Source organism: Rhodococcus sp. NPDC055112 (assembly GCF_053607505.1).
The window spans coordinates 38,540-51,337 of the sequence record NZ_JBSGTR010000040.1; the positions used below are offsets into that span (position 1 = coordinate 38,540).

Consider the following 12,798-nt stretch of genomic DNA (forward strand, 5'->3'; position numbering starts at 1 on the left):
TGGACCCTGATTGCCGTATGCACAGGGGTGTTCATGCTCTTGCTCGACGTGACGATCGTGAACGTCGCGCTGCCCGACATCCAGCGCGAGTTCGGCGCCTCGCTCACCGATCTGCAGTGGGTGATCGACGCGTACGCGCTCACCCTCGCGGCCTTCCTGCTCACCGCGGGAACGATCGCGGACAAGTACGGCAGGCGGCTGGTCTTCGCGGTCGGACTCGTCGTGTTCACCGTCGGTTCGCTGCTGTGCGGCGTGGCCGACTCGCTGGTGCTACTGTCCGTCTCGCGCGCGGTTCAGGGCGTGGGCGGCGCGATCATGTTCGCGACCTCCCTCGCGTTGCTGGCGGGCGCATTCGCGCCGCGCGAGCGGGGCGTCGCCTTCGGCGTGTTCGGCGCCGTCACCGGTGTGGCGGTGGCGGTGGGGCCGGTGCTCGGCGGGGCGCTCACCAGCGGGTTGTCCTGGCGGTGGATCTTTTTCGTCAACCTCCCGATCGGGATCGTGGCGCTGGCGGTGACGTTGCTGCGGGTCGACGAGTCGCGGGCACCGACCTCGCACCGGGTGGACTGGGCGGGCTGCGTGACGTTCAGTGCCGCGCTCGGCGCGCTGGTGTTCGGGCTGATCCGCAGCCACGTCGACGGCTGGGGATCGGTCACGGTGGCCGGTTCACTGGTGGCCTCCGTGGTGCTTCTCGTGTCCTTCGTCGTCATCGAAAAGACCTCGGCCGCACCGATGTTGGACCTGAGCCTGCTGCGGGTACCGACCTTTGGCGGCGGGTTGATCGCCGCGTGGGCCATCTCCGCCTCGCTGTTCTCGCTGCTGACCTATCTGGTGATCTTCCTGCAGGGGATCCAGGGCTACTCGGCCGTCGAGACCGGGCTGCGGTTCCTGCCGCTGACCCTGGCGATCTTCGTGACCGCGGGGGTGGCGGGCCGGCTCAGCGACGTGGTCCCGGTGCGCTGGCTGATCGCCCCCGGGTTCGTGTTGGTCGCGGCCGGACTGTGGCTGATGCGCGACGTCGACCCGGCGGGCAGCTGGACCCAGTTCGTCCCGGGCTTCCTCGTGGCGGGCGCGGGGGCCGGGCTCATCAACCCGCCGCTCGCCTCGACCGCGGTCGGCGTCGTCGAGCAGGACCGCGCGGGTATGGCCTCGGGCATCAACTCGACGTTCCGGCAGGTCGGCATCGCGACCGGCGTCGCGGCCCTCGGCAGCCTGCTGGCCTCGCGGATGGACGACTCGGTGCGAGCGGCCCTGTCGGACGGTCCGCTCGCCGGCCGGGCGGGGGAGTTCGCGGACGCGGTCAGCAGCGGCAGCACCGCGTCGGCGATCGGATCGCTGCCGCCCGAACTCCGTGGGCTCGCGGCGCGGGCCGCGGGCACCGGATATGCGGAGGCACTCGACAGCATCCTGCTGATCGGTTCGGCGACCGCGGCGCTGGCGGCGGTCGCGACGCTGCTGCTCATCCGGTCCCGCGATTTCGTCGAGGCACCGGGGGAGCCGGCGTTGGGCGAGGCGGAGTCAGTGGTTCGGGTGTGAGGTAAACCGAAGGCCCGCACGGGGATCGGTGCGGGCCTTCGGCGTGGATGGGGGAACGGGGTGTCAGCTCCCGAAGATCGCGCCGATGTCCGCGAGGCTGCCGGAGCCCTCGGAGTCGCCGACGGTGACGATTGTCGCCTTCTGTTGCACGGGGAAAACGGTTTTGCCCGGATGGATGTCCGCCATGTGGTCGACAAGGCCGGGGTAGTCCGAGACCCAGAAGGTGGTGGGACCGCTGCCGAGGCCGCAGGCGGCCCATACGACATAGGTGCCGTCGGGGATATCCGTCACGGTCTGTGTCGCCGTGCCGGGGTCGACCGTGTCCGTGGTGTATTGATGCGGTCGGTCGACGACGGCGTCCTTGACCGGCGGCAACACCCCGCCCGGCGCAGGCGTCACCACAGTCGAGCACGCCTGCGTGATGCCCGAGTTGTTGGTGATCGTGTTGGTCACCGTCGATCCGTTCACCGTGTAGGCGAAGGTGAAGTCGCCGGCCGAGGCCGCCGACGCCTGTGCGGGGGCCACAACGGCCAGCGGGATCGAGGCCGCCGCAATGAGTGCGGCGCGGGCGGTCAATCGCATGTAGGGGTCCTCCGACGTGATCGTGGCTGAAACAAACCGGACAGTATCGATGTTTGCCTGGCCCTGGGCCCAAAAGCGGTGGATTCGCGGCGACAGGCCTCGCGGCGCAGGCCGCGGGCACCGGATACGCGGAGGCGGTGTGAGAGTCGCCGTCACGGAGTGCGGTCCCGGCCGTGTCGCCCGGCCGGGGCCGTCGCCCGATTTGGTAGAGCTGATCGCATGGGAACACTCACTATCACGGACGGCACCCTTCGCCTCACCCTGTCGACGTGGGAGAAGGTCGGTGCCCTCCATGGCGACGTCGAGGTCCCGTTGAGTTCGATCAGTGCCGTCGAGGTCTGTCCGGACGGGCCGTCGGCGCCGCGCGGTATCCGTGCGCCCGGATTGGGCGTGCCCGGCGGGCGCAAACTCGGCACCTGGCGCTCACGAGGACGGCGCGAGTTCGTCGACGTGCGCAGGGGGCAGCCGGCGTTGCGGATCGAGCTCTCGGGTCAGCCGTTCGCTGCGCTCGTGGTCGGGGTGGACGATCCGGAGGCCCTCGCGCGGCGCCTCGGGTAGTCGGAATCGTGCGCGCTTTTGGCCCCGATCGGGGTGCGACTCACGCACGGGCGGCGGAGCCGCTGATAACGAGTTGATAACGATCAATATGAGGGGTTCCTCAGGTTTCGCGTCGGGTCGTTTTCGGTCAGGCCAGCGCGTTCTCTCCTTACCCGCGAGTCACTTGTGAAGCCGATTTGTGACCTGCGTCACGCCTACTACCTGGTAGAACGCTTGTCCAGGTCGCAAACGTGAGGAAATCCTCACCATTCTGTGCGAGCCTGATCGCGTCCCCGAAGATCCGTCCGCGGCCTGCCGATGTGCCGCGTGTGGCCCGAGATCTCGGTGGGCATCGACCAGGAGAGGACAGTCAATCGTGACGATCGACGAGAGCACGCCGGTGGGTAAGGGAAGCGGCACCGGAGGGTCGCGGATCTCTGCGCGCGCCGGGTCTCCGAAGTCCGCGCTGCGCGATCGGCTCGTGGCCGGTGAGCCGTACGCCCTCGCGTTCGGCGGCCAGGGCGCGGCATGGCTGGCCCCCCTCGAGGAGCTGATCCGCGACAACGGCCTCGAGCCCGACATGACGGATCTCGTCAACGAGGCGGCCGCCCTCCTCGCGCCCGTCGCGCAGGACCTGCTCGTGGTCCGGCCCGCGGGCTTCGATCCGATCGGCTGGATCCTCGAACAGGACGTCGTGGACGACGACGTCACTCCGGCCGGTCCCTCCGCCGCGGCCCTCACCTCCGCGTCGGTCTCACTGCCCGGCGTCTTCCTCGCGCAGCTCGCCGCCCTGCGCTCGGTGCGCCTGCAGGGCCTCGACCCCGCCCAGAACCCGCCGGTCGCCGTGATCGGGCACTCGCAGGGGATGCTCGGCGTGCAGGCCGTCGCCGACGGGGGCGACACCGACGGCGCCCTCCTGGCCATCGCGCAGCTGATCGGCGCGGCAGCGGTCCTGGTCGGCCGTCGTCGCGGCGTCATCGGCGGCGCCGAGCGCGCCCCCATGCTCGCCATCTCCGATGTCGACCCCGATCGCATCCAGGCCATCGTTGACGAGGTCGCCGCCGGCGTCGACGCCGAGCGCGCTGCCGTGATGGCCATCCGCAACGCCCGCCGTCGCGTGGTGGTCTCCGGCACCCCGGCGCAGCTGGCACGCGTCCAGCAGCGGGCCGAGCAGATCGCCGAGGACGAGGCGCGTGAGCGCGACGCCAAGAAGCGCGGCGGCGCCGTGTTCGCGCCGGTCTTCGAGCCGCTCGCCGTGGAGATCGGCTTCCACCACCCGGCGCTCGCTGATGCCGTGGACACGGTCGGCGCCTGGGCCGTCCGTTGCGGACTCGACCCCGAACTCGCGAGCGAGCTGGCCCGCCTCTGCCTCGTCGACCCCGTCGACTGGGTCGCGGCGGTGGACTCCGTGGTCGACGCAGGCGCGGCCTGGGTCCTCGACCTCGGTCCCGGCGACCTGCTCACCCGCATGACGGCCGGTTCGCTGCGCGGGCACGGCGTCGGCATCGTCGCGGCGTCGACGCGCGTGGGCCAGCGCCACCTCATCACCCCCGGTGCGGCGCCCGAGGTGGCGAAGGCCTGGAGCGAGTTCAAGCCGACCCTGGTGTCGCTGCCCGACGGCAAGGTCGGCGTCGAGACCGCGTTCACCCGTTTGACCGGTCGCTCGCCGATCCTGCTCGCAGGCATGACCCCGACCACCGTCGACGCGAAGATCGTCGCCGCGGCGGCCAACGCGGGCCACTGGGCCGAGCTCGCCGGCGGCGGCCAGGTCACCGAGAAGATCTTCACCGACCGGGTCGCCGAGCTGCAGACCCTGCTCGAGCCGGGCCGCGCGGTCCAGTTCAACTCGCTGTTCCTGGACCCCTACCTGTGGAAGCTCCAGCTCGGCGGCAAGCGGCTGGTGCAGCGGGCGCGCTCCGCGGGCGCCCCGATCGACGGCGTCATCGTGACGGCGGGCATCCCCGAGTTGGACGAGGCCGTCGCGCTGATCGAGGAGCTGTCCGAGGTCGGCATCGGCCACGTCGCGTTCAAGCCCGGCACGGTCGCCCAGATCCGCTCGGTCATCCGGATCGCCAACGAGGTCCCCGACTTCCCGGTGATCGTGCACATCGAGGGCGGCAAGGCCGGCGGGCACCACTCCTGGGAGGACCTCGACGACCTGCTCGTCACCACCTACGCCGAGCTGCGTGCCCGGCCGAACCTGGTGATCTGCGTCGGCGGCGGCATCGGCACCCCGGAGCGGGCGGCCGACTACCTGACCGGGCGCTGGTCCACCGAGGCCGGCTACCCGGCGATGCCGGTGGACGGCATCCTCGTCGGCACCGCCGCCATGGCGACGCTCGAGGCCACCACCGCCCCCGACGTGAAGCAGCTGCTGGTGGACACCCCCGGCACCCCCGACTGGGTCGGGGCGGGCACCGCGACCGGCGGCATGGCCTCGGGCCGCAGCCAGCTCGGCGCCGACATCCACGAGATCGACAACGCCGCCTCGCGCACCGGCCGCCTGCTCGACGAGGTCGCCGGTGACGCCGACGCCGTCGCGCAGCGCCGCGACGAGATCATCGCCGCGCTCGACGTCACGGCCAAGCCCTACTTCGGCGACGTCGCCACCATGACCTACGAGCGCTGGCTGCGCCGCTACCTGGAGCTGGCCGTCGGGATCGACTCGGCCAAGACGTTCGACTGCGGCACCGACTGGGCGGAGGCGTACGCCGACGCGACCGAGTCGGTCTGGCTCGACGGCACCTGGCGCGACCGCTTCGCCGAGATGCTCCGCCGCGCCGAGGCCCGGCTGCACCGCAACGACCGCGGTCCGATCCGGACCCTGTTCAACGACGAGCTGGTACTCGAGCGCCCCGAGGCCGCGCTGTGCGCCCTCAAGGCCGCCTACCCGGACGCGGGCGCCGTCGTGCTGCACCCGGCCGACGTGCCGTTCTTCACCGCCCTGTGCAAGACGCCTGGCAAGCCGGTCAACTTCGTGCCGGTCATCGACAAGGACGTCCGCCGCTGGTGGCGTTCGGATTCCCTGTGGCAGGCGCATGATCCGCGCTACACCGCCGACCAGGTGTGCATCATCCCCGGCACCGTCGCCGTCGCGGGCATCACCGAGGTGGACGAGCCGGTCGGTGACCTGCTCGACCGTTTCGAGCGCGCCACCACTGAGGAGCTGCTGGCCGAGGGCGCCACGCCGGCCGCCGTCGCGAGCCGCAGGCACGCGGCCACGGCCCGCGGTCTGCTCGGTGTCGTGCTGTCCGCGCCCGACGTGCTGTGGGCCTCGCGCCTGACCCGCAACCCCGTGCACCGGCTCGGCGACCTGGCCGACTGGACCGTCGCCGGGGACGGCGACAGTGCCACCCACGCCAGGACCGGTGCCACCCTGCATGCGGTGGACGCCGAGCACGCCGAGCTGACCGTTCCGCTGGTCGCCGACCGCGCCGTGCGGATCCGGATCACCGTGCCCGCCTCGACCCGTGACGGCGGCGCCCCGGTGGTGACCGCGGCGGACGCCGAGGCCGCCATGTCCGCGCTGCTCGGGGTCGCGGCAGGCCAGGACCTGCCCGCCGTCAAGAACGGTGTGGCGCGCGTCAACCTCGCCTGGGTGCCCGACCGGGTCGCCGACCACGCAGGCGTCACCGGCGCCGGGTTGCCCGAGTCGCTCGCCATCGGCACCAGTGCGGTGCCGGACGTCGTCGTCGGTGCCTGCTGGCCCGCCGTGTTCGCGGTGCTCGGCGCCGCCACCACGGCCGAGGGTGCGCACGTCATCGAGGGCATGCTCGACCTGGTCCACCTCGACCATGCCGTTGACCTCGTCGGGGCGATCCCGACCGAGACCAGCGTGCTCACCGTGAAGGCCGAGTCCGTCTCCGTCGTCGACACCGACATGGGTCGCGTCGTCGAGGTGCACGTCGAGGTGGGGGCCATGCGCGAGCACGGCACCGCCGCACCGACCTTCGCAAAGCTGGTGGAGCGCTTTGCGATCCGCGGCCGCACCGGTGCAGGCGAGCTGGCCGACCCGGCCCGCGCAGGCGGCTCGCTGACCGACGCGGCCACCGACACCCCGCGCCGCCGTCGCCGCCAGGCCACGATCGTCGCGCCGCGGCACATGGGCGCGTTCGCGGGCGTCTCGGGCGACCACAACCCGATCCACACCTCCGACGCGGCCGCGCTGCTCGCCGGGCTCGGCAGCCCGATCGTGCACGGCATGTGGCTCTCCGCCGCCGCCCAGCAGGTCGTCACCGCCGTCGACCCGTCGGCGACCGTGCCGCCGCGCAGGCTGACCGCGTGGACCGCTCGCTTCCTCGGCATGGTCCGCCCGGGCGCCGAGATCGACGTCCGCGTCGACCGTGTCGCCTACGACGGCGGCGCCGAGGTCATCGAGGTCGGCTGCCGGGTGGACGGCGACCTGGTGATGGTCGCCTCCGGCCGCACCGCCGCGCCGAAGACCGTGTACGCCTTCCCCGGCCAGGGCATCCAGCGCCCCGGCATGGGCCTCGACGCCCGCGCCAGGTCCAAGGCCGCGCGGGAGATCTGGGACCGCGCCGACAAGCACACCCGCGGGACCCTCGGCTTCTCGATCCTGGCCGTCGTCCGCGACAACCCGACCGTCCTCAAGGCGCGTGGGGTCACCCACAAGCACCCCGACGGTGTCCTGCACCTGACCCAGTTCACCCAGGTCGCCATGGCCGTGCTGGGAGTCGCCCAGGTGGCGGAGCTGCGCGAGGCCGGCGCATTCGTGGAGGACTCGCTGCTGGCCGGCCACTCGGTCGGCGAGTACAACGCGCTGGCGGCCGTCGCCGGGGTGCTGCCGCTCGAGGCCGTCCTCGAGGTGGTCTTCCAGCGCGGTTCCGCGATGCACGCCCTGGTGCCCCGCGACGCTGCGGGCCGCTCCGACTACCGCCTCGCCGCGATCCGGCCGTCGCAGATCGGCGTCGCCGACGAGGACCTCGCGGAGTTCATTGGAGGAGTCGCCGAGGAGACCGGTGAGTTCCTGGAGATCGTGAACCTGAACCTGCGCGGCTCGCAGTACGCCATCGCGGGCACGGTCGCGGGACTCGATGCGCTCGAGAAGGAGATCGACCGCAAGCGCGCCGAGACCGGCGGCAAGCGGGCATACATCCAGATCCCGGGCATCGACGTGCCGTTCCACTCGACCGTGCTGCGCGGCGGCGTGGACGACTTCCGCGGTCGCCTGCTCGACCTGCTCCCGCAGGACATCGACCCGGCCATCCTGATCGGGCGCTACATCCCGAACCTGGTGCCCAAGCCGTTCTCGCTCGAGCGCGAGTTCATCCAGGAGATCGCCGATCTGGTGCCCTCCGAGCCGCTGGCCGCGGTGCTCGCGGACTTCGACGGGCATGCGGCCGATCCGGCGAGCCTGACCCGCATCGTGCTGTCCGAGCTGCTGGCCTGGCAGTTCGCCAGCCCGGTGCGCTGGATCGAGACGCAGGACCTGCTGTTCGCCGACGAGGTCGACGGTGGCCTCGGCGTGGAGCGGTTCGTCGAGATCGGCCTCGGCGCGGTGCCCACCGTGGCGAACCTGGCCTCGCAGACCCTGAAGCTGCCCGGTCGTTTCGGCAACCCGGTCGAGGTGCTCAACATCGAGCGCGAGGCGGGCATCGTCTTCTCGACCGACACCGACCCGGCGCCCGTCGAGGACGACGAGCCGGTGGCGGAAGCGGTCGCGGAGGCGCCAGCCGCCGCGGCGGCGCCCGCACCCGTCGCCGCCCCTGCGGCGGCCACCGGCGGCCCGCGCCCCGACGACATCGCGTTCTCGGCATCGGACGCCACCGCCGTGCTCATCGGGCTGTGGACCAAGCTGCGCCCCGACCAGATCGGCCCCGTCGACACCATCGAGGCGCTCTGCGACGGCGTGTCCTCGCGTCGCAACCAGCTGCTCGTCGACCTCGGCGCGGAGCTGTCCCTCGGCGCCATCGACGGCGCGGCGGATGCCGACATGGGCTCGCTCGCGGTCACCGTCAACAAGCTGGCCCGCACCTACAAGCCGTTCGGTCCGGTGCTCACCGACTCGGTGAACGACCACCTGCGCAAGGTCTTCGGGCCGTCGGGTAAGCGCCCCGCCGCCATCGCGGAGCGGGTCGCCAAGGTGTGGGAGCTCGGATCCGGCTGGGCCAGCCACGTCACCGCCGAGGTGGCGCTCGGAACCCGCGACGGGTCGAGCGTTCGCGGCGGAGCGCTCGGCGGCCTGCACGAGGGCGCCCTCTCCGACGGCGCCGCCGTGGACGCGGTGATCGACGCCGCGGTCCAGTCCGTCGCCTCCCGTCGGGGCGTCGCCGTGTCGTTGCCCGCCACCGGTGGCGGGGCAGGCGGCACCGTGGACGCCGCCGCGCTCGGCGAGTTCACCGAGCACATCACCGGCCGCAACGGCGTGCTCGCCTCCGCGGCCCGGCTGGTGCTCGAGCAGCTCGGACTGTCGGACGAGCCCACCGTGGCGGTCGCGGCCGACACCGAACTGGCCGACCTGGTGTCCGCCGAGCTCGGTGCGGACTGGCCGCGCCTGGTCGCCCCCGCCTTCGACGACCGCAAGGCCGTCCTGATCGACGACCGGTGGGCGACCGCCCGCGAGGACCTGGCCCGACTGTGGATCGGCGACCACGCGACCGTGGTCTCCGTGACCGAGGCCGACTTCACCGGCGCGGGCAGCGCCGTGGCCGCGCATGCGGACTGGTGGCGTCAGCGCGCCGAGGCCGAGGGCCGCGAGGAGCTCGTGCAGGCCTACGCCGACATCGCCGCAGCGGCCGCCGTCGCAGACGACGAGGCCGGCGTCTGGGCCGACCAGGTTGCGGTCGTGACCGGCGCCAGCAAGGGTTCCATCGCGGCCTCGGTCGCGGGTGGCCTGCTGCGCGGCGGTGCGACGGTCTTCGTGACCACCTCGCGCCTTGACTCCGAGCGGCTCGGCTTCTACCGGAAGCTGTACCGCGCCAACGCCCGTGCCGGCGCAGCCCTCTGGGTGGTGCCTGCCAACATGGCGTCCTACGCCGACGTCGACGCGCTGATCTCCTGGATCGGCGAGGAGCAGACGGAGACCGCGGGCGGAGCGAAGAAGCTGGTCAAGGAGGCCGTCACCCCGACGATGCTCTTCCCGTTCGCCGCGCCCCGGGTCGGCGGCGAGCTCTCCGACGCGGGAGCCCGCGCCGAGATGGAGATGCGGGTCCTGCTGTGGTCGGTCGAGCGGCTGATCGGCGGGCTGTCGAAGATCGGCTACGACCGCGACGTCGACACGCACCTGCACGTGGTGCTGCCGGGCTCCCCGAACCGGGGCCTGTTCGGCGGCGACGGCGCCTACGGCGAGTCGAAGGCCGCGCTCGACGCGGTGGTCATGCGCTGGAACGCCGAGCGCACCTGGGCCGAGCGCGTCACCCTCGTGCACGCGCTGATCGGCTGGGTGCGCGGCACCGGGCTGATGGGCGGCAACGACCCGATGGTCGAGGCCGTCGAGGCCAAGGGCGTGCGCACCTGGTCCACCGACGAGATGGCCGAGCAGCTGCTGGCCGCCTGCACGCAGGAGACCGTCACCGCGGCCGCCGCCGCGCCGGTCCAGCTGGACCTGACCGGTGGCCTGGCGGAGGTCGACCTGGACCTGGTCGCCCTGGCTCGCGAGGCGGCCGACGCCGAGAAGGCGGCGGCGGTCGAGCCCGAGGACGACGCGACCGACACCGTCGACGCGCTGCCCGCGCCGCCGCGGATCGGGGACGCCCCTGCCGCGCCGTCGTGGCCCGAGCTGGACGTCAACCCGTCCGACCTGGTGGTCATCGTCGGTGCCGGTGAGCTCGGACCCTACGGTTCGTCCCGCACCCGCTTCGAGATGGAGGTCGACGAGAAGCTCTCGGCGGCAGGCGTTCTCGAGCTGGCCTGGAACACCGGGCTGGTCACGTGGGAGAGCGACCCGGTCGCGGGCTGGTACGACACCGAGACCGGTGAACTGGTGCCGGAGGCGGAGATCGCGGACCGCTACCACGACACCGTCGTCGAGAGGTGCGGCATCCGCACCTACGGTGACGAGGGCGCCATGGTGGACAACACGGCCCCGCTGCTCACCTCCGTGTTCCTCGACAACGACCTCACCTTCGTGGTCGGCAGCGAGGCGGAGGCCAGGGCCTTCGTCGACTCCGATCCAGAGCACACCGTCGCGTCGGTGGTCCCGGACAGCGGCGACTGGCAGGTCACCCGCAGGGCGGGCACCGAGATCCGGGTGCCCCGCAAGGCGAAGCTGACCCGCACCGTCGGCGGCCAGATCCCCACCGGTTTCGACGTCACCAAGTGGGGCATCCCCGCGGACATGGCCGGCTCGGTGGACCGGGTGGGTCTGTGGAACCTGGTCACCACGGTGGACGCGTTCCTCACCGGCGGCTTCACCCCCTCGGAGCTGCTGCGCTGGGTGCACCCCTCCGCGGTGGCGAACACCCAGGGCACCGGCATGGGCGGCATGACCTCGATGCGCTCGCTCTACATCGACACCCTGCTGGGTGAGTCGCGGGCGAACGACATCCTGCAGGAGGCGCTGCCGAACGTCATCGCGGCGCACGTGGTCCAGTCCTACGTCGGCGGCTACGGCGCGATGGTGCACCCGGTCGCGGCCTGCGCCACGGCGGCGGTCTCGGTCGAGGAGGGCGTCGACAAGATCCGACTCGGCAAGGCGCAGCTGGTGGTCGCAGGCGGGTTCGACGACCTCGGCATCGAGGGCATCGTCGGCTTCGGCGACATGTCCGCGACGGCGAAGTCGGAGGACATGCTGGCCAAGGGGATCGACGAGCGTCGGTTCTCCCGCGCCAACGATCGTCGGCGCGGCGGGTTCGTCGAGTCGGCAGGCGGCGGCACCATCCTGCTGGCCAGGGGAGACCTGGCGCTGGAGATGGGACTGCCGGTGCTCGGTGTTGTCGCGTGGGCCGGCTCGTTCGCCGACGGCGTGCACACCTCGATCCCGGCCCCCGGGATCGGCGCGCTCGGTGCGGGACGCGGCGGCCAGGACTCGCAGCTGGCGCTCTCGCTCAACGCGCTCGGTGTCACCGCCGACGACATCTCCGTGGTGTCCAAGCACGACACCTCCACGGCGGCAAACGATCCGAACGAGGCCGAGCTGCACGAGCGGCTCGGGGCGGCGCTGGGTCGCAGCGCAGGGGCCCCGCTGTTCGTGGTCTCGCAGAAGAGCCTGACCGGGCACGCGAAGGGCGGCGCCGCCGCGTTCCAGCTGATCGGCCTGTGCCAGGTGCTCGCCCAGGGCGTCATCCCGCCGAACCGCAGCCTGGACTGCGTGGACGAGAAGATGACCGAGTTCTCGCACCTGGTCTGGCCGCGTGAACCGCTTCGCTTCGGCGAGCGGCTCCCGCTCAGGGCGGGCCTGCTGACCAGCCTCGGCTTCGGTCACGTGTCCGGCCTGATCGCGGTGGTGCACCCGCAGGCGTTCGTGGAGTCGATCCCGGCGGCCGCGCGTGCGGACTACCTGGCCAAGGCGCAGGAGCGGACGATCGCCGGGCAGCGTCGACTCGCGTCGGCGATGTGCGGGGGCGCGGACCTGTACGAGCGGCCGGCGGACCGTCGCTTCGGTGGGGATGCGGTGCCCGCGAAGGCGGCTCGTCAGCTCGAGGCGGACATGCTGCTGCACGAGCAGGCCCGGCTCGGCGCCGACGATGTCTACCGTTCCGGTCTGCCGGGGTGCCAGTGATGGCAATCCTGGGAATCGGCTACGACCTGGTCACCGTCACCGAGTTCGCGGAGCAGATGAAGCGTCCGGGAACGGCCATGCTGTCCAGCTTCCGGCCGGGGGAGCGCCGCTACGCGGAGTCCAAGAGCACCGACCCGGCCCGCCACTACGCGGTGCGCTGGGCGGCGAAGGAGGCGGTGATCAAGGCCTGGGCGTCGTCCCGGTTCGCCCGGCCGCCGTCAGTGGGTGACAACGCCTACGCGCAGATCGAGGTGGTCAACGACGCGTGGGGCAGGCCGAGCATCAAGCTGCACGACGAGGCCGCCGAGTTCCTGCCCGGCGCCATCATCCACCTGTCGCTGACCCACGACGGCGACATGGCGGGCGCGATGGTCGTCATCGAGGAGCCCGACCTGGTGGTGCCGGTCGCCGACTAGGCGAACGGACGAGTTGTTGAACGAGGCCGGCCCGCGGAGCGATCCGCGGGC

Annotated in this window: 5 protein-coding genes; 4 read left to right on the forward strand and 1 reads right to left on the reverse strand. The window is 72.1% G+C overall.

Features of this window, described 5'->3' with window-relative positions:
* Positions 1 to 33 precede the first annotated feature (33 nt).
* Complete coding sequence (locus ACWFRB_RS17650) at positions 34 to 1,533, forward strand: MFS transporter (protein ID WP_452642402.1); 1,500 nt, start codon at positions 34 to 36, stop codon at positions 1,531 to 1,533.
* A gap of 63 nt (positions 1,534 to 1,596) precedes the next feature.
* Here ACWFRB_RS17650 and ACWFRB_RS17655 read toward each other — a convergent pair whose 3' ends face one another.
* Positions 1,597 to 2,115, reverse strand: a complete 519-nt coding sequence (locus ACWFRB_RS17655; protein ID WP_452642403.1) for a hypothetical protein — start codon at positions 2,113 to 2,115, stop codon at positions 1,597 to 1,599.
* A gap of 219 nt (positions 2,116 to 2,334) precedes the next feature.
* On the opposite strand from ACWFRB_RS17655, the gene ACWFRB_RS17660 reads away from it, so the two are divergent.
* The 3 genes from ACWFRB_RS17660 to acpS all read left to right on the forward strand — a co-directional run bounded on the left by ACWFRB_RS17660 (position 2,335) and on the right by acpS (position 12,747).
* Entirely contained in the window at positions 2,335 to 2,673 is a 339-nt protein-coding gene (locus ACWFRB_RS17660) for a hypothetical protein (protein WP_452642404.1), read from the forward strand.
* Between the two features lie 355 nt (positions 2,674 to 3,028).
* Entirely contained in the window at positions 3,029 to 12,331 is a 9,303-nt protein-coding gene (locus ACWFRB_RS17665) for a fatty acid synthase subunit beta domain-containing protein (protein ID WP_452642405.1), read from the forward strand.
* Positions 12,331 to 12,747 (forward strand): holo-ACP synthase AcpS, encoded by a 417-nt coding sequence (gene acpS / locus ACWFRB_RS17670; protein ID WP_072753448.1) that lies wholly within the window; start codon positions 12,331 to 12,333, stop codon positions 12,745 to 12,747. Before ACWFRB_RS17665 ends, acpS begins: the two co-directional genes overlap by 1 nt.
* The last annotated feature ends 51 nt before the right edge of the window (positions 12,748 to 12,798 follow it).